The organism is Janthinobacterium sp. UMAB-56, from assembly GCF_900095265.1.
GTDB lineage: Bacteria > Pseudomonadota > Gammaproteobacteria > Burkholderiales > Burkholderiaceae_D > Janthinobacterium.
This window is the reverse complement of record NZ_LT607664.1, coordinates 1-17,908: the sequence shown is the minus strand read 5'-3', so window position 1 is coordinate 17,908 and position 17,908 is coordinate 1. Positions and strand designations below refer to the sequence as shown.

Genomic DNA, 17,908 nt, shown 5'->3' with positions numbered 1-17,908 from the left:
AACCCCAGGCAATGCGCGATTGTTTGATCTGCATGGCGTTCCGGCCTAGACAACCCTAGTTCCTTTGACGTATGGCCTTGACCGTGCCTGCGCATTACACTCTTAGTCATTCGCTAATCTAATAAGAGAGTGTCATGCATAAGGTCAACGTCGATGGCTTGCTATCGAGCCAGGCTCTGTTCCGCCATATTTCCCCTTCGCAATTAGAACAATTGCGCCAGGATGTCGTGCGTGTCGAAGTGGAAAAAGGCAAAGTGCTGTTCCGCAAGGGCGAAGTGGCGGAAGGCGCCTATGTGGTGGTCTTCGGCCTCGTCAAGCTCAGCGTGTTTTCCATGGAAGGTACCGACAAGGTACTGGAACTGATCCGTCCGGGCCAGAGCTTTGGCGAAGCCATGATTTTTCTCGATGAACCGTACCCGTTCTGCGCTGAGGCGCTGGAACACTGCCTGTTGCTGCGCATCCCGCCGCATGCGTTGTTGCGCCTGCTGGACCAGTCGCCGCGTATCGCGCGCCAGATGATGAACAGCCTGTCGCACCACCTGATGGGTTTTATCCGCAACGTGGAACGCTGTTCCGTGCAGAACGCCACCCAGCGCGTGGTCGAGTACCTGTTGCAAGCGTCGGACCAGCAGCGTTCGAACGAGGTCAAACTGGACCTGAAGAAAAGTCTGCTGGCATCGTTTTTGAACCTGGCGCCCGCCACCCTGTCGCGCGTGCTGCACCAGTTGACGGACTTGCATTTGATTAAAGTCAGCGGTTCGCTGATCCAGATCCAGCCCGATGCCTTGAAGACCTACCGCCATGGCTCCGCCACGGCCATGCTGAATTAAGCTTTTTCAGCAGGCAAGGTCAGCCGCCAGAACAGCAGGGCGAGCAAGCTGACCGCCGCGCCCAGCGCGCATACCCCATGCCAGCCCGCCAGTGCATACACGCTGGTGGCGGCAATCGCACCGAGACCGCTTCCCACCGCATAAAACAGCATATAGCAAGCCACCAGCCGGCTGTGCGCGTCGCTGTCCTGCTTGAAAATCAGGCTCTGGTTGGTCACGTGGATGGCCTGGCCCGCCAGGTCCAGCGCGATGATGCCGATGATCAAGGGCCACAGGGCCGCGCCCGCAAAGCTGAGCGGCAGCCATGCGGCCAGCAGCAACAGCAGGGCCGCGCCCGTCGTCCACTGCGCGCGGCCGCCGTCCGCCAGCGCCCCGGCGCGCGCCGCGCCCAGCGCCCCGATCACGCCCACCAGGCCAAAGGCGCCGATGGCCGCATGGCTATAGCCCTGTGCCGTCAAGGGCAGCACCAGGGCGCTCCAGAAGATATTGAAGACGGCAAACATCAGCAGGGCCAGCATGCCGCGCACGCGCAGCACCTTGTTGTGCAGCAGCATGTCCAGCATGGAGGCGAGCAGGGCGCCGTAAGCCAGCTTTTGATTGGATGGCTGTGCCGGCGGCAGCTTGCGCCACAGCAGCAGCAACAGGGCGCAAGCGATGGCTGCCGAGACAAAGTACACGGCGCGCCAGTCGGCAATATCGGCCACCACGCCGGACAGGGTACGCGCCAGCAGCAAGCCGATCACCACGCCGCCCTGCGCCATGCCGACCACGCGGCCCCGCTCGTGGCTGGCCGCCGCACTGGCCGCGTAGGCGATCAAGCCTTGCGTCATGGCCGTGCCGAGCAAGCCCACCAGCAGCATGCCGCTCAGCAAGGCGGCCGTGGAGCGGGCGCAGCCCAGCGCTGCCAGCGAGATGGCAAGCAAGCCCAGCTGAAACAGGGTCAGGCGGCGCCGGTTCAGCATGTCGCCCAAGGGAACCAGCAGCAGCAGGGCCAGTGCGCAGCCGAGCTGCGTGGCCGTGATGACCATGCCGCTAGTGGCGTCCGTCATGCCGAATTCGTGCGCCAGGGTGGCCAGCAAGGGCTGGGCGTAATACACATTGGCCACGCTGAGGCCGGCGGCGCAGGCAAACAGCCAGACGAGGGAGGGAGGAAGTGCTGTCGTTACGGGGAGCTTGGTATCGCGCATGGGGTATCAATTAAGTGGTTTCAAATTAAAACCACTTGGAGTCTACGCCGAGAAGTTTTAAAATGCAACCACTCAATCCTGGAGCATGCCCGTGGCCAAGCGCAAAAGCCTGAAAGCCGACCCCTGTCCCGTGGCGCGCGCGCTCGACGTGATCGGCGAACGCTGGTCGCTGCTGATCGTGCGCGACGCCTTCGACGGCATGCGCAGGTTTGGTGAATTCCAGAAAAGCCTGGGCGTGGCGAAGAACATCCTGGCTGACCGCCTGCACACGCTGGTGGAAGAAGGCATTTTTACGGTCGCGCCCGCCTCGGACGGCACGGCTTACCAGGAATACGTGCTGACGGCCAAGGGTCTGGGCCTGTTTCCCGTCGTCGTGGGCTTGCGCCAGTGGAGCGAGGAGCAATTGTTCGCGGCGGGCGAGGCGCACTCTACCCTGCTGCAGCGCGGTTCAGGCTTGCCCGTGCGCCGTATGGATGTGCTGGCGCCCGACGGCCGCGTGTTGCAGGCGGGCGATACCGTCGTGCACAAGGTGTCGCCCAAATGAAGCGCGTGGCCGTGCTCGGCGGCGGCATCACGGGCGTGACGACGGCGTATGCGCTGGTGCAGCGGGGCGTGGACGTGACCCTGATCGAGCGGCACCGCTATGCTGCCATGGAAACGTCGTATGCGAACGGCGGGCAATTATCGGCCTCGCACGCGGAAGTGTGGAACCACAAGGCGACGATACTGAACGCCCTGAAATGGATGGCGCGGCGCGATGCACCGCTGCTGCTGCATCCCTGGCCCAGCTGGCACAAGCTGAGCTGGTTTGCGGAGTTTCTCGCCGCCATGCCGGACTATGAGCGCAATACCATCGCCACGGCGCGCATGGCGATCGCCGCGCGCGAACATTTGTTTGCCTGGGCGGCGCAAGAGAATATTGATTTCGATCACCGCCGCGCTGGCATCCTGCACGTCTACCGTGACCAGCGCGGCTTCGAGCGGGCGGCTGGCGTCTCGCGCCTGCTGGCGCAGGGCGGCTTGCAGCGGCGCACCGTCACGCCGCAAGAGATGCGCGCCATCGAACCTGCCCTCGCTGGCGACTTTTACGGCGGCTACTTCACGGACAGCGATTCCACGGGCGACATCCACAAATTCACCGCCGGCCTGGCCGACGCCTGCGCCCGCCGGGGTGTGGCGTGTCGCTATGGCACGCAGGTGAAGGCGCTGGCGCGCGAACAAGGCAAGCTGCGCGTTTCCATGGACGACGACAGCACCGTCTTCGATGCCGTCGTCATCTGCGCGGGCACGGCCAGCCGCGCCATGGCCGCAATGTTGGGCGAGCATGTGAATGTGTATCCCGTGAAAGGTTACTCGATTACCGTGCAACTCGATGACGCCGCCAGCCGGGAGGCGGCGCCCAAGGTCAGCCTGCTCGACGATGCCACCAAGCTGGTCAGCAGCCGCCTGGGTGTAGACCGGTTGCGGGTGGCGGGCACGGTCGAATTCAATGGCGTCAACCACGACATCCGCGCCGACCGCATCCGTCCGCTGCTGCAATGGGTCGAGCAGTGCTTTCCTGGCGTGAACACGCGCAAGGTGATCCCGTGGGCGGGCTTGCGCCCCATGCTGCCCGCCATGCTGCCGAAAGTGGGGCCGGGCAAGGCGCCGGGCGTGTACTACAACACGGGCCATGGCCACCTGGGCTGGACCCTGGCGGCGGCCACGGCGGAGATGGTGGCCACGATGGTGAGCAAGGCGGTGGCGGCTAGTTCTTCGGCAACAAATCGCTGAGCGCGGTGCGCCCCTTGACGGTGAGGAAGGGACCGACCTTGTTGTAGGGTAGCAGGAAGTCGTTTTCGCAGCCGCTGCCGTTGGAGTCTTCCCAGAACGACACGCCTGCAGGCTTCAGGGACAGGTGGAAGCGGCCACGGCCGTCGTAATCCGTGCCCTTGCATTCGGCGTCGATTGTCACATTCTTGAAGAGGGCCTGGCGCAGGCGGTCGGGCAATTCGGCCTTGTCGTCGCCATCGCTGGCGCTGGCGCCAAACCAGTTCCACACGTCCGTTTCCTGGCCCGTTTTCACGTCCCAGGTGCGGAACCGGATGGAGGTGCCGCTGGCGCCATAGCCGGCCGCCCAGCGGTAAAACTTGACGGTCACCCAGCGCGGCGACCAGTAGGTCGGCTCCGCATACACTTCGTCTTCCGTCGTGAAGCCGTTGCGGCCCAGGTATTCGCGGCGCGTGGCATAGAAGTCGGCCAGGTCCGCTTTATTCTTCGCCAGCACGGCGCGCAGCTGCGCATTGATTTTTGCCACGCCGTCGCCGGGTGCCATCAGTTCCACGGTGATGGTGTCGCCGATTTGCACGTTGCGGTATTGCTTGCCTTCAACGGTAACCGGTTTACTTACCTTGGTGCTGGGAAAGTCTTCCAGCGCCAGGTTGTAGGCGTCGCTGGCGCAGGATGGATGCTCGCGGTCGCCCGCCGCTTCCAGCAAGCTCAAGGCTAGTGGAAGGGTTTTGCCGCTTTTCGGGTCCGTCCAGGTGCCTGCCAGCTTGCCGCCCTGCGGCGCGTTGAGTTTCCACGTGCCCGTCGTGTCGCCCTTGGGGTCGGATTCGCTCCAGTCGCTCTTGCCGTTCGGCTTGGCCAGCATGATCGGCGTCTTGTAGCGCGTGTAGTAATAATTGCCGCTGCTATCAGCCCCTTGCGTGGGGCTGGGCTGGTTGAAGCAAGCCACGATACTGGCCTTGCCCACGGTGCCTTGCCACACCCCTTGCACAGGCGGCTCGGCGGCCATGGCCAGATTCAGGGCGGGCAGGGTCAGACATACAAACAAGAAGCGGCGCATCGGGTTTTCCGGTGATTGGCGATGGCCGATTCTACAGGGCCACTGCCTGGATGTGCCACACGTCAACTTTTATGCTTGCTTTTCCTGCGCCACCACGGCCATCGCCGCGCCCAGGTAGTGCAGCATGGCCACATCGACGAAGCTGCCTTCCATCAAGCGCGGCTCCTGCTGGTGCGCCTGGCGGAACTTCAGCTGCGTGGCCGGGTTCGTGCCCGCATACGAACGGAACAGCTCCAGCCACTGCCGCGCCAGTGGCAGCACGGCCGGGTCGGTGGGCGGCGTGCGCGCATCGATGGCGGCGCGCACGGCGGCGATCAGGGCCGGCCACTCGCCCGAACGCTTGCCGTAGTTGGCCACCAGATGCGCGTATTCCTGTTCGTCGAGGAAAGGGCGATACAGCGCCATGCGCGAGGCATTGAAGGCGGCGATGATGAACTGCATCAACTCCGCATCGATGCTGGTGGTGGCCTGCATGATAGGCTCCTGCGCGTGCATGTCGTTCAGGCGCGCGAACAGGCCCGGGTGGGCGCCCGTGTCGCGCACCAGCTTGACCATCCATTGCGTGGCCAGGGCTTGCGCTTGCGCATCACCGGGGCCGGCGCCCGCGTCCCTGGCGGCGCGCACTCTTGCGACCATTTCTTTCCATTCCTGTTCCACGGCCGCGTCCGACAGCAGTGGCAGCTGTTGCAGTTCTTCGTGACTAAAGTATTTGTCGTACATGGTCATACACTCCATAGTGGTGAGCCACTCGGCCAGTTCCGGGGTCTGTCCCTGCGCCAGTTGCGCTTGCAGGGTGCACAGGCGACCACGCAGGGTGGAAGCCTGCGCGATCTGGCGTTCCAGCATGGCGATCTGCTGCGCCACGATGGAATGCAAAGGCAGATCCGGGCCGGCGAGGGCGTTGGCGATATCGGCCAGCGACAAGCCGAACTTGCGCAGCGCCATGATCCGGTGCAGCCGGTCCATGTCGCTGTGCTGGTACAGGCGGTAGCCGGCTTGCGTGCGCGCTGAAGGCGAGAGCAGGCCGATGCTGTCGTAGTGGTGCAGGGTGCGGATAGTCAGGCCCGTGAGCCTGGCCAGTTCACCGATCTTCAACAGCATGGTCTTCTCCTTGTCTTCAGTGCGTGCAAGCACGATGGCGCCTGACGCTACGTCAGGGTCAAGCAGCATATTCAAGCGGGGCCATTGATTGTCAAACGCTGCCGCAATTCCTGCAGCAAGGTGCCTGTTTTCGGCGTCAGCTGGCGCGCCAGCGGCCAGGCCAGGTACAGGGGCAAGCCTTGCGTGGCCAGTGGCGGCAGGACTGCCACGATGGCGCCCGTGGCCAGGTATTGTTCCACCAGCCAGGTGGCCAGCTGCGCCACGCCCAGTCCTGCCAGCACGGCGGCCGTGCGCGCTTCTGCGTCGCCTACCGTCATGCGGGGAGACGCTAGCCGGTGTTCCAGCTGCCCGCCATGTTCACCGTCCGCGAATAGCCACGGCATGGGCGATCCGTCGGCGCGCCCGTAGGCGATGCAGTCGTGCTGTGCCAGTTCCGCGATGGAAGCGGGCGTGCCGCGCCGCGCCAGATAGCCGGGCGCCGCACACAGGATCAGCTGTTCATCGCCCAGGTGCATCTGGCCCAGCGCCGCCGGCCAGTGCGAGGGTGCGCCGATACGCACGGCGATATCGATGCGCTCCTCGAAGAGGTCGACGAAGCGGTCGCTGAAGGCGATCGATGGCTGCAGCTGCGGATACTTTTCGCACAGATCAATCAGGGCGGGCATCACGCGCATGCGGCCATATGAGGCGGGCACGCCGATGCGTACCTTGCCTGCCAGTTCGCCTTCCTGCTCGGCCAGCACGTTTTCCGCATCGACCAATTCCTGCAGTACGCGCTTGCAGGTGGCGTAATAGGCATGCCCTGCGCTGCTCAACTGCAAACGCCGCGTGCTGCGCTCGAACAGGATCACGCCCAGGCGGGCTTCCAGGCGCGCCACGCTCTTGCTCACGGCCGAGCTGCTCAGGTGCAGGCGCTCGGCCGCCTTGGTAAAACTGCCGGCGTCGGCGGTGGCAAGAAAAGGCGCGATGCCTTTCAAGTGGTCTGACATGGTTAAGGAATTTTTTTCATGAATAAGATGAAATACTATCGTGGATAAGAATTTCTGTCCGCTATATCATGGTTTTTTGCACAGGCATTGGAGTATCCATGAACAAGCACGCATTGATTATCGGCGCCAGCGGCGTCATCGGCAGCAAACTGGCCACCCATTTACTGGCGCAAGGCTGGCAGGTGACGGGCGTCTCGCGCGGCCGCACGCCAGTCCCCGCCGGCTGCGCATCGTTGCAGCTCGACGCCACGGATGGCGCGGCAGTCAGTGCCGCGCTGACGGGCCTGGACGCCAGCCACGTCTTTTTCACGGCCTGGGCGCGCCAGGCCAACGAGCAGGAAAACATCCGCGTCAATGGCGCCATGGTCGCCAACGTGCTGGCCGCGCTCGGCCCTGCTGGCCACTTGCGCCATGCGGCGCTCGTCACTGGTCTCAAGCATTACCTGGGACCGTTCGATGCGTATGGACAGGGCAGCGTTCCCGTCACGCCGTTCCGCGAAGAGCAGGGGCGCCAGGACGTCGAGAACTTTTACTATGCACAGGAAGACCGCCTGTTCGAAGCGGCCGCGCGCCATGGCTTTACGTGGAGCGTGCACCGCCCGCACACCATCATCGGCTATGCGCTGGGCAATGCCATGAACATGGGCCTGACCCTGGCCGTGTATGCCAGCCTGTGCAAGGCCAGCGGCCAAGCCTTCGTCTTTCCCGGTTCCTCCGCGCAATGGCATGGTTTGTCCGACATGACGGACGCTGGCCAGATCGCGCGCCACCTGGCGTGGGCGGCGGATAGCCCCGCCGCGCGCAACGAAGACTTCAATATCGTCAACGGCGACGTATTCCGCTGGAAGTGGCTGTGGCCGCGCCTGGCCGCGTATTTCGGCGTGCAGGCGGCCGATCTGCCCGAACCGATGGCGCCGCTGGACCATCGCATGCAGGACGCGCCCGCGCAGTGGCGTACCCTGGCGCAGCAGCATGGCCTGGTGGAGGCTGATATCACCCGCCTCGCCTCCTGGTGGCATACGGATGCCGACCTGGGGCGGCCGATGGAAGTGATGACGGACATGGGCAAGAGCCGCAAGGCCGGTTTCCTCGACTACCAGGATACGCCCGACGCCTTCTTCCATCTGTTCGAGCGCCTGAAGGCGGAGCGCATTATTCCGCGCTAGACGCAGACTGCTCGGGCTTGCGGCGCTCCTGCGCCCGCTGCCACTCCAGCCCGGGCCGGTCGACGCGGAACTGCAACAAGCGTCCCTGCACCACTTCCGTCACATACGCCGTGCGGCCATCGGGGCCGCCGAAGGTGATGTTGCTGGGCTTGGCGCCGGGCACGCTGATTTCGCGCAAGATGCGGCCCTGTGGCGACAATTTCACGACGCTGCCCTTGCCGTAGCGCGTCACGTACAGGTTGCCATCGACATCCACGCGCATGCCATCCATGCCGAAATCGTCGAACCTGATCAGCAATCGCTTGCCGTTCAGGCTGCCATCTGCGGCGATGTCATACATCCAGATATTGCGCTGCACGCTTTCATTCACATACAAAATCTTGCCGTCGGGACTCACTTCGATGCCGTTGGCCGTGCCCATGGTGTCGAGCGCCAGCGTCACCGTGCCGTCTTGCGCGATGCGCCACACGCGGCCCGTGTTTTCCTTCCAGTTCGGGTCGCTCGCATACAGCACGTCTTCCTGCGTGATGGCGATATCGTTCGGCTGCGTCATGCGCGGCTCGCGCGCGTGAATGGACAGCGCGCGCGTGGCCGGGTCGACCAGGTAGATCGTGTGCTCCATGTAGTCGGCCAAATACATTTGCCCGCGGCTGCCGAAGCGGATGCCGTTGGCGATGCTGGTGCCGGGCAGGGTCAGGTACACCTCGCCTATGCCGCCGGGGCTGACCTTGCCAATGGTTTGCTGGCGCGCAAAGTTGACGGCATAGACATTGCCATCCGCATCCACGGCCGGACCTTCGATCCCCTTGGTAAAGGAATGCGCGGGCGTGAAGGTGGTGGCGAGGAACAGCGCTTCGTGCGCGGGCGGGCTGGCGCAGGCGGACAGGTTGGCCAGCGCGGTGGCCAGCATGGCGCTGCGCAGCCAGGGCAGGGCGGTTCGGGAGTCGGGCATCAAGTGTTCTCGGTATGGCAAAGGTGGCGTATGTTACCCGACGCGCGCCAGCCGGGGCGCCAGGCGATGCTTCACGCCGGGCCGCCACCCTAGGCTGCCACTACGACCAGGTCGGGGAAGTCGTCTTGCCAGCCTTCCCATGCATCTTGCAGGTGGGCGTGCATGCCGGCGCGTTCTTGCGCCAGATCAAACTCGTCGGCGCTGGCCAGCAGAAAATGGGCGATGGCGCGCAGGGTGGCCGGGTCGGCTTGGAGGGTGACGTCGGAACAGCGTTGCGGCCGGTCTGACGGCGCGTCTTGCAGATAGCAGTGCAGCGATAAATGTGGGGTCATGGGTGTCTGTTGTCGAGGTGAAAGCCCGGCATGGCATGCGCGGGCAGGTTGGTGAGCGCGGCTGCCTGTTTGCGGCCCCCTACAGGCAGCCTGATGCGTATGTAGTTGATTTAACTGAAATTTGAGCCGTATTGCGCTTACACTAAGTCTGACTATACTGTAATGATAGCCGTGTTTTTTGTTCACGGCGACGCTGGCAACCCCACGGAGGCCTCATGTCTTATGCGAACCCTACTACCCACAATGGTTTCCTGATTTCGGCCTACGCCTGCGAACTGCCCGAAGGGTGCTGGCAGGGACAATTGGTGCTGAGCAAATGCGGCTTTGCGGATGTCCGGCAAGCCAATCTGGAAAATCGCGACACGCAGCATGAAGCGGAGCAATCGGCCCTGGCCATGGGCTGGCAGCTCGCCAATTACGTGCTACCCCTGCGCACTGTTGACGATAAGTAATCTAATGCTTTCAGTTCGCAGGGTAAATAGAGTATCGTGTTCGGATAGTAAGCAATACATCGTATGCAGCAATTGAGCTGGCGTGCGCGGCGATGCCTGAGTGAACGCCGCGTAACGAAGAGTTGTCCTTGAGGCCGGCCCCCACAGGCCGTACACCGTCACCATGCGTTACACAGCACTCTCGCCGGATCCTGAGGATGTGCCCGCCCAGCAACTGTCGTCCGAGCAAAATCTGCATGCCTTGCATGGCCGTGAAGTCAAGCTGCTGCGCGAGACGATCAATCAACTGTTGAGCATGGCCAAGATGCAGGTGGAGGAAAAGGATAAATCCGACGCCTTTGGCCTGTTGGTCACCCAGTTGCGCGAAGCCAATCAAAACCTGGTGCTGGCGACGTTTGGTGCGCAGGATATGCAGGCGTCCGCCGAGGCGACGACCTTGCGCCAGACGGAATTCCTGGCCATGCTTGCGCATGAGTTGCGCAATCCCTTGCAGCCGCTGGCGATGGCCAATGACTTGCTGGCCAAGAAGGTCGACCTCGATCCCCAACTGGCGCACGTGCATGGCGTGATCGGCCGCCAGGTGGCGCATATGGCGCGCCTGATCGACGATTTGCTCGATGCCTCGCGCGTCAGCAGCGGCAAGATCACCTTGCAGCTGGCGCCCATCCTGTTGAGCGACATCGTCGCCGCTGCTGTGGAAGTGGGCCAGGCCAGCATCAGTCAGCGCCAGCAAGTACTGAGCGTGAACCTGCCGAAGGAAGCCCTGGTCATCGAAGGGGACCTGGTGCGCCTGACACAAGTGTTTGCCAACTTGCTCATCAATGCCAGCAAATTCACGCACGAGTTTGGCCACATCGATATCGTTGTCCGGCGCCACGATACTATGGTGGAAATTGCCGTCAGCGACGATGGCGCCGGCATCGCCCTCGATATTCAGCCTTTCATCTTCGACCTGTTTACCCAGGGTTTCCGTTCGCTGGAACGGGCGCAGGGCGGCCTGGGCATCGGCCTGTCGCTGGTGCGCATCATTACCCAGTTGCATGGCGGAACCGTGGATGTCTTCAGCGCCGGGGTCGGCTTTGGCAGCCAGTTTGTCTTGCAACTGCCCTTGTCGTCGCTGGCGCCGCCTGCTCCGGACATGGATTTGCAACGGGAAGCGCAGCTTTTGCCACGCCGCATATTGCTGATCGAAGATAATGCCGATGCGGCGGAAATGCTGGCGCTGCTGCTGACGCAGGACGGCCACCATGTCGACGTGCGCAACGATGGCCCCAGCGGCTTGCGTGCTGCGCTCGATGCGCCCTATGATGTCATCGTTTGCGATATCGGCTTGCCGGGCATGGATGGCTTTCAGGTCATCAGTGCGGCACGCGCGGCCCTGGCGGCGCCGCTGCCATGCTTTGTCGCCACGTCCGGCTACAGCCAGCTTGGCGAGTTCGACCGCGCTGGCGAGGCTGGGTTTGACCATTACCTGGTAAAACCCATCAATATCGACGCTTTGTCGAAGATAATCACGGCAACGGTTCCGCGCTGATGGGCAAAGTAGCCCTGATGCTTTTTTTTAACATGGTCCATGCACCGAAAACCGCAGAGAAAAGATCCGATTATGGCCACAGTCCATGAACAGCGGCAGCGAAGGATAGAGCATGCGCTGTTACGCGAACCAGGAGCGGTGGTAAACGTCAGTATTCGCCTTTGGGAGCAGCTGGCCACTGAATTGAATCAGATCATTGGTGAGCGGGGCGTGGAGTCGATGTATGCCCGTAGCCTGCACCAGAGTCAGAAACAGTTCAGCTGGCTGACGCCCCATCCGCAGCAAGCGCTGGAAGCCGCCATGACCGCCTTGCGCGCCAGCCTGCAGGGCCAGGCGGACACCGCCGCCTGCGCGGCAAGCACGGCGATGTTGATGCACTTCATCAATACCCTTATTTTATTAATTGGCGAACTCTTAACGAATAGCATCCTCCTCAGAGCCTGGGGTGATGACGTTGTGAATAATGCTGGAACGGAGCCGAACGAATGAACAAAGTCACCATCCACCGCCTGGCCACTGGCGTGCCGGGGCTGGACGAACTGCTGGGCGGCGGAATACCTGAATTTTCCTTCAACCTGGTGGCGGGCACGCCAGGCAGCGGCAAGACGACGCTGGCGCACCAGATCATGTTTTCCCTCGCCACGCCGGAGCGTAAGGCGCTGTTTTTTACGGTCCTGGGCGAGCCACCGCTGAAGATGCTGCGCTATCAGCAGCAGTTCCCCTTTTTCGATGTGGAAAAGATCAACAAGTCGATCAAATTTGTCAATCTGTCGGCTGACTTGCTGGAAGGCGATTTCGACCGCGTGCTGGCGCGCATCGCCGAAGAGGTGGAGGCATTCTCGCCCAGCCTCGTTTTTGTCGACTCCTTCCGCTCCGTGGTGCAGTCGGCCAAGGCCATGGAAACGGGCGCTGCAGGCCTGCAGAATTTCGTGCAGCAACTGGGTGCGCAAATGACCAGCTGGCTGGCCACGACCTTCCTGATCGGCGAATACCTGGCGCCCGAGGCCGAGTCGAGCGCCGTGTTCACGGTGGCCGACGGCATCCTGTGGCTGTCCCAGCTCGTGCACCGCGATGCCATGGTGCGCAAGATCCAGGTGGTCAAGATGCGCGGCCAGTCACAGAGCCTGGGCGTGCACACCTTCCGTATCAATGATGATGGGCTGGAAATCTTTTCCCGCGCCGTGCTCAAGGCCAGCAGCATAGGAAAGATCAGCATTTCCGGCAATGAGCGCCTGTCGATGGGCGTACCGGAACTCGATACCATGATGGGCGGCGGCTTGCCGGCCGGCTATTCGCTGCTGCTGGTGGGCCCGTCCGGTTCCGGCAAGACCGTGCTGGCCACGCAATTTCTCAAGGAAGGCGTGCGTTGCGGCGAGCCTGGCGTGATCGCCGCCTTCGAGAAAAGCCCAAACCAGCTACTCAGCTATCAATTGAATGCACTCGTCAGTTCCGGCCAGGTCGGCGTGATCAACACGCGCACGCTCGACCTGTCGCTCGATGAAGTCCTGCATGACCTGGTGAGCATGATCACGCGCATGAAGGCCAAGCGCGTGGTGATCGATTCCCTGTCCGGCTTTGAAATGGCGCTCGCTTCCATGTTCCGCGAGGATTTCCGCGAATCGCTGTACCGCCTGGTGGCGGCCTTGACGGACATGGGCGTGTCGGTGCTGATGACGGCCGAACTGGAAGACCAGTACACCATGCTGCGCTTCAGTTCCTACGGCAACGCCTTCCTGGCCGACGCCATTATCATGCAGCGCTACATCGAGCTCGAAGGCCAGTTCAAGCGCGTGGTCTCGGTGGTGAAGGTGCGCGGCAGCGGCCACAGCAAGGACATCCGCTTTTACGATATCGATGCCGATGGGTTTAAGATCGGCAGCACCCTGAGCCAGTATCAGGGCATCCTGTCGGGCGAGCCTTACCGGGCCTAGGCGTGCGCTGTTGGTGACAGCTGAGTAGAGGCGTATGATGGAAGTGCGGCCATGCCGAAGAGGATGGCTGTACGCGGAGGAGACGGCTGATGCGTCTTCTGGATTTCCGAGCTGATCAAGAGGAGATATGATGGACAAACCCGAATTCATCCTGGCCGCAAAGGCCATGGAAACGCTGGAGATGTATCAGACCTTCTATGGCCACGCGCAGGAATACCAGGCGCACCAGCAGGAAGTATTGAAACTGCTGCGCCACAAGGGCGCCTCCCTGCTGGTATCGGAGCATGGTCCGGCGAAGTTCTTGCTGGCCTTTGCCGATGCGCTGGAAGCGGCCAGCTTGCCGGGCGAGTATGTGCCGCTCAGCCGCAGGTAGGGCGGGCATGTCCCGGCAGGGGCAATCGTCTTCTCCGAGGGGGCGCGTTTAGCAGCCTGTCGCTCCCTCGTTCAGCGACAGCCTGGGCAGGCGCACGGTAAACACCGTGCCGCATTCCAGGCTCGACTCGGCGCCGATGGTGCCGCCGTGCGCGCTGGCGATTTCCCGCGCAATAAACAGACCCAATCCGATACTGGTTGCATTGGGCGCTTTGTGTTCGTCGGAAACGGCCAGCTGTACCAGGGGATCGAAAATACTCTTCAGCGAGGCATCCGGGATCTGGCGGCCGAAATTCTTCACTTGCACCACCACCGTATCGGCATCGCCGCAGGCCGTGATGGTCACTGGCTGGTCGTCGGTGCGATATTGTGCAGCATTGTTGAGCAAATTGGAAAACAGCTGGGCCAGGCGGGCCGCATCGAAGTCGCCGATCATTTCGCCCGTGGTACTCAGTTCAAACTTGCATTGCGGGTGAGCGGCCGAAGCATCCTCGACGGCCGTCTTGCAGATTTCCCCCAGATCGCCCAAGGCGGGCGACATGGGCATGCGTCCCCCCAGCTGCGTCCTGGCGAATTCCAGCAGATCGTTCACCATGGTTGTCATGGCAGCTGCGCTACGGGCAACCCGTGCACCGATCTGCAGCGTGGAAGAAGGGCTCGCGCTCGGCCTGCTCAGCAGTGCGCCTGCCATCGTCATCGTACTCAGCGGACTGCGCAGATCGTGGCTGAGGATGGCGAGAAAGGTATTGCGGGTGCGGTCGCTCTGCTGCGAATAGCGTATGGCCGATTCCTGCAGTGCCTGGTCTATCGCTTCGTTAAAGCGCAAGATGTCGTCCGTTGCCGTTTTCGACGCCACCGACACCTGTGCCATCCACAGTCGCAGAACGCTGGCCCGCATCGCGCGGAATTCCGCCGTCAGCTGAGGCAGCGTGAATCCAATCTGCTGGCGCAGAGAGCCATGCGTCGCGGCTGCGGTTTCTTTGCCCGCTATCTCCGAGACGCCCGTCGTCGATTTCTTTTTTCGCTGCGCCGCGTTTTCGATGACGTCCATGTCGCGCACGATGGTTTGCAGCATCTGCTTTGCATGATCGCGCAATTCTGCTTTCGAGATGGCGGCTCCGGGAATGGGGAGCGACCTGGCGAAGAGTTCCCACTCTTCCAGGATCGGCTCCAGATGGCCGGTAATAAAGCGCGATAGTTTCACGGTGGACCAATGCGTTGATGGACGAGGAGCCAGTGTACGCCGTTGAGGCGATGAGTGGAGTTCGCGTGCCTGCTCCGGGTGTCATGTATCTCATACCCGACATCTTCCGGTGCCTGGGGCAGGATGTGAGGGGGAGGGGCAGGTCCGGCATTCACACACTGCTGTGGTCTAATTTGCTCGGACACCTCGATAGGTGGAAAATACACCACCTGAGGAGTTAGACATGACAACAAGAAAACGAAGAGTATTCGATGCCAGCTTGAAGCTGGAAGTAGTGCGCATGATCAAGGAGCAGGGTCAGAGCGTACAAAACGTCAGCGAGACCATGAGCATCGGCCAGACGGCGATCCGGCGCTGGTTGACGCAATACAGTGCTGAACAGAACGGCCTGCCGGGCATCGGCAAACCGCTCACCGCCGAGCAACAAAGGATCCGGCAATTGGAGCAGGAAAATCAGCAACTGCGCCAGGACGTCACCATCTTAAAAAAGGCATCGGCCTTCTTTGCCCGCGAAATGAAATGATTTACACGGTCATTCGTCAGCTGCAAAAGGAGGCCTTTCCTGTGCAGCAGAGCTGCGATCTGCTGGCCGTCAGCAGGTAGGGCTTTTACACGGCACAGCACCGTGCCGCCAAGCCGGCGGCCTGTAAAGCAAGCATCCATCTGAAAGTGGCGTTCATGGCCAGCCATCAGAGCTACGGAAGCCGCCGACTGGTCACCGCCATGGCCAACGCGGGCGTACGTATTGGGCGCTTCAAAGTGCGCCGACTGATGCGCCAGGCAGCCTTGAAGCCGGTCTGGAAGCGTAAATTCGTGCACACGACAGACAGCAAGCACGGCTTGCCGGTGGCCGCCAATGTGTTGAACCGACAGTTCAATCCGGCCGCGCCGAATCTCGCTTACGTCAGCGACATCACTTACATTCGGACCGGCGCTGGATGGCTGTACCTGGCCACAGCCCTCGATCTGTATGCACGCAAAGTGGTCGGCTGGGCCATGGCGCCGAGCATGCCCGCCGAGCTGGTCTGCGATGCCTTGAGCATGGCGATCGGACAGCGGCAGCCGGCCCCAGGATTGATCGTCCATTCGGATCGCGGCAGTCAATATGCCAGCGCGCTGTACCAGACTATGCTTGAGCGGCACGGCTTCGTCTGCAGTATGAGCCGTAAGGGAAATTGTTGGGATAACGCCGTCGCAGAACGATTCTTCCTGAACTTAAAAATGGAACGTGTCTGGCAACGACAGTATGCCAACCATGCCGAGGCAAAAGCCGATATCACCGACTACATCGTCGGTTTCTATAACTGCAAGCGTATCAATTCAGCATTGGGCAATCTGCCTCCCACCGTCTACGAACGGCAAATGGCAGCACGTGAACCTATCGTTGAGTCCGAAATTACTTGACCACCACACACAGCCTATAGTGACAGACTTGGTCAATTGCCAAACAATTAATTTGACTTTACACTCGGCGCATTCTTTTGCTTTTGCTAGGATCAGACCCAATGAAAAAACTGCTCGTTATCGCGACACTGGCTATCTCATTTTCTGACAGCGTCTACGCCCAGCGACGGGACAGCGCAATTGAAGCTCGCATTGAGCAAGTAGAGAACGGCTTATTGCCTACCAGCAGCGCGGGTGGAGTACCAATTCAAGGCGCTCGTCTTGCCGAACGCATGACTGCACTGAAGGTGCCGGGCATCAGTATCGCCGTCATCAATAACGGTGCGATTGAATGGGCGCGCGGATTCGGTTTAGCTGATGTTGCCAGCGCTCGCCATGTCAACGAACACACCAGATTCCAGGCTGCCTCCATCAGTAAGTCAGTGACAGCAATGGCGGCTATGTCCCTTGTGCAGGCAGGTATGCTTTCGCTTGATGAGGACGTCAACCTGCGTCTGGCAGCATGGAAGCTCCCGACGAATGAGTTTACCGCTCAACGCAAGGTTACACTGCGTGGCCTGCTCAGCCATACCGCTGGCATCGGAGGGCATGGTTTCCAGGGCTATGCTGTCGATCAAGCAATGCCCACTCTTCTTGAAGTGCTCGATGGAAAAGCTCCAGCCAATTCAGATCCTGTGCGAGCGGAGGTGGTACCTGGTAGCGCATGGAAATATTCTGGTGGTGGTTATGAAATTGTTCAGCTCATGATTACCGAAACGACACGCGAGCCGTTTGACCGGTTCATGCAACATGCCGTGCTCGACAAGATTGGAATGAAAGAAAGTTCCTTCGTCCTTCCTGCCGGATGGGAGGCTATGGCATCGAGCGCCTACCTTGTTGATGGCCGTGACGTTCCCGGGAAATGGCATCGTTATCCAGAGATGGCAGCAGCATCCTTGTGGACGACGCCCTCGGATCTGGCCCGCTTCGTCATCGAGATCCAGAAGAGCGCCTCAGGTCAATCCAACAAGGTGTTGTCACAAAAAATGACGAATGAAATGCTGACGCCAGGAATTGAAGATTTTGGACTTGGCCTATTCCTCGGTGAAAAATCTGATGCACGTAGAAGTTTTTATCATGGTGGCGGTAACGCAGGCTTTCGCAACATGATGTTTGCTTATACGTCCACTGGCCAAGGCGCAATCGTGATGACCAATGGTGACAATGGTCAAGAGTTGATCGAAGAAGTTCTACGCGCCATTGCACGCGAATATGGTTGGACCAATTATCTGGTAGCAAATACGCCGCCGCCTACGTAACAAGAAGGGGCAGGTCCGCTATTCGGACACGGCATGAGCGGCTGATGTTGTCGTTGGGAAAGTAGCCTACGGCGCAAAAGCGAGTCAGGAGAATCGGAGAGGGTTGCGCTTGCAAGCGCAACCCGGTTTTGCGGCGCCGAGCTGCGCTCGCCGAAGTCCCGCAAAACCCCCGCGCCCGTGCCGGACGCGGATTTGATTCCCCGCTATCGGCAGCATCGAATAAAAAATAAAGGCCCCGTCGCTTGCGCTCGGGGGCCTCTATTTTTTATTCAGTGGTGGAGACGGCGGGAATCGAACCTACCGTAAAGCTTGGTTTCTTGGCTGTCTTA

The 17,908-nt window shown here is 61.2% G+C and carries 17 protein-coding genes and 1 pseudogene; 11 read left to right on the top strand and 7 right to left on the bottom strand.

What is annotated here, in order from left to right:
* The first annotated feature begins 134 nt into the window (after positions 1-134).
* Positions 135-830, top strand: a complete 696-nt coding sequence (locus K0F85_RS21190) for a Crp/Fnr family transcriptional regulator (RefSeq protein ID WP_034759676.1) — start codon at positions 135-137, stop codon at positions 828-830.
* Here K0F85_RS21190 and K0F85_RS21185 read toward each other — a convergent pair.
* Positions 827-2,017 carry an MFS transporter gene (locus tag K0F85_RS21185; RefSeq protein ID WP_219117914.1) on the bottom strand — a complete coding sequence of 397 codons (1,191 nt, stop codon included), beginning with the start codon at positions 2,015-2,017 and terminating at the stop codon, positions 827-829. The genes K0F85_RS21190 and K0F85_RS21185 overlap by 4 nt on opposite strands.
* A gap of 91 nt (positions 2,018-2,108) precedes the next feature.
* Between K0F85_RS21185 and K0F85_RS21180 the strand changes: the two genes are divergently transcribed.
* Together K0F85_RS21180 and K0F85_RS21175 are read left to right on the top strand one after the other, a co-directional pair.
* Positions 2,109-2,561, top strand: coding sequence for a helix-turn-helix domain-containing protein (locus tag K0F85_RS21180; RefSeq protein ID WP_219117913.1), 453 nt, complete (start codon positions 2,109-2,111; stop codon positions 2,559-2,561).
* Positions 2,558-3,790 (top strand): D-amino acid dehydrogenase, encoded by a 1,233-nt coding sequence (locus K0F85_RS21175; RefSeq protein ID WP_219117912.1) that lies wholly within the window; start codon positions 2,558-2,560, stop codon positions 3,788-3,790. The genes K0F85_RS21180 and K0F85_RS21175 overlap by 4 nt, the downstream gene beginning before the upstream one ends.
* Here the strand turns inward: K0F85_RS21175 and K0F85_RS21170 are convergent.
* From K0F85_RS21170 to K0F85_RS21160, 3 genes are all read right to left on the bottom strand, one after another.
* The gene (locus K0F85_RS21170) at positions 3,765-4,844 is read right to left on the bottom strand and encodes a hypothetical protein (protein ID WP_219117911.1); all 1,080 of its coding nucleotides are present in this window, start codon (positions 4,842-4,844) and stop codon (positions 3,765-3,767) included. The genes K0F85_RS21175 and K0F85_RS21170 overlap by 26 nt on opposite strands.
* A 69-nt stretch (positions 4,845-4,913) precedes the next feature.
* Positions 4,914-5,945, bottom strand: a complete 1,032-nt coding sequence (locus tag K0F85_RS21165) for a MerR family transcriptional regulator (RefSeq protein ID WP_219118033.1) — start codon at positions 5,943-5,945, stop codon at positions 4,914-4,916.
* Between the two features lie 71 nt (positions 5,946-6,016).
* Positions 6,017-6,934 (bottom strand): LysR family transcriptional regulator, encoded by a 918-nt coding sequence (locus K0F85_RS21160; RefSeq protein ID WP_219117910.1) that lies wholly within the window; start codon positions 6,932-6,934, stop codon positions 6,017-6,019.
* 98 nt (positions 6,935-7,032) lie between these two features.
* Between K0F85_RS21160 and K0F85_RS21155 the strand changes: the two genes are divergently transcribed.
* Positions 7,033-8,100, top strand: a complete 1,068-nt coding sequence (locus K0F85_RS21155) for an SDR family oxidoreductase (protein WP_219117909.1) — start codon at positions 7,033-7,035, stop codon at positions 8,098-8,100.
* Here the strand turns inward: K0F85_RS21155 and K0F85_RS21150 are convergent.
* Positions 8,087-9,052, bottom strand: a complete 966-nt coding sequence (locus tag K0F85_RS21150; protein WP_219117908.1) for an SMP-30/gluconolactonase/LRE family protein — start codon at positions 9,050-9,052, stop codon at positions 8,087-8,089. The two genes, K0F85_RS21155 and K0F85_RS21150, sit on opposite strands and share 14 nt — an antisense overlap.
* Before the next feature lie 89 nt (positions 9,053-9,141).
* A complete protein-coding gene (locus tag K0F85_RS21145) occupies positions 9,142-9,384 on the bottom strand; it encodes a hypothetical protein (protein WP_219117907.1) in 243 nt (80 codons plus the stop codon).
* Positions 9,385-9,599: 215 nt separating this feature from the next.
* Here K0F85_RS21145 and K0F85_RS21140 point away from each other — a divergent pair, with 215 nt between their 5' ends.
* The 5 genes from K0F85_RS21140 (at position 9,600) to K0F85_RS21120 (ending at position 13,674) form a co-directional block, all read left to right on the top strand.
* Complete coding sequence (locus K0F85_RS21140; RefSeq protein WP_219117906.1) at positions 9,600-9,836, top strand: hypothetical protein; 237 nt, start codon at positions 9,600-9,602, stop codon at positions 9,834-9,836.
* Between the two features lie 163 nt (positions 9,837-9,999).
* Entirely contained in the window at positions 10,000-11,370 is a 1,371-nt protein-coding gene (locus tag K0F85_RS21135) for a hybrid sensor histidine kinase/response regulator (RefSeq protein WP_257572944.1), read from the top strand.
* 72 nt (positions 11,371-11,442) lie between these two features.
* A complete protein-coding gene (locus K0F85_RS21130; protein ID WP_219117905.1) occupies positions 11,443-11,859 on the top strand; it encodes a hypothetical protein in 417 nt (138 codons plus the stop codon).
* The gene (locus K0F85_RS21125; protein ID WP_219117904.1) at positions 11,856-13,301 is read left to right on the top strand and encodes an ATPase domain-containing protein; all 1,446 of its coding nucleotides are present in this window, start codon (positions 11,856-11,858) and stop codon (positions 13,299-13,301) included. Before K0F85_RS21130 ends, K0F85_RS21125 begins: the two co-directional genes overlap by 4 nt.
* A gap of 127 nt (positions 13,302-13,428) precedes the next feature.
* Complete coding sequence (locus tag K0F85_RS21120; RefSeq protein WP_219117903.1) at positions 13,429-13,674, top strand: hypothetical protein; 246 nt, start codon at positions 13,429-13,431, stop codon at positions 13,672-13,674.
* A gap of 48 nt (positions 13,675-13,722) precedes the next feature.
* Here the strand turns inward: K0F85_RS21120 and K0F85_RS21115 are convergent, their stop codons facing one another.
* Positions 13,723-14,877, bottom strand: a complete 1,155-nt coding sequence (locus tag K0F85_RS21115; protein ID WP_219117902.1) for a sensor histidine kinase KdpD — start codon at positions 14,875-14,877, stop codon at positions 13,723-13,725.
* A 223-nt stretch (positions 14,878-15,100) separates the two neighbouring features.
* On the opposite strand from K0F85_RS21115, the pseudogene K0F85_RS21110 reads away from it, so the two are divergent.
* A pseudogene (locus tag K0F85_RS21110) lies at positions 15,101-16,281 on the top strand (IS3 family transposase).
* Positions 16,282-16,382: 101 nt separating this feature from the next.
* The gene (locus K0F85_RS21105; protein ID WP_219117901.1) at positions 16,383-17,579 is read left to right on the top strand and encodes a serine hydrolase; all 1,197 of its coding nucleotides are present in this window, start codon (positions 16,383-16,385) and stop codon (positions 17,577-17,579) included.
* Positions 17,580-17,908: the final 329 nt, after the last annotated feature.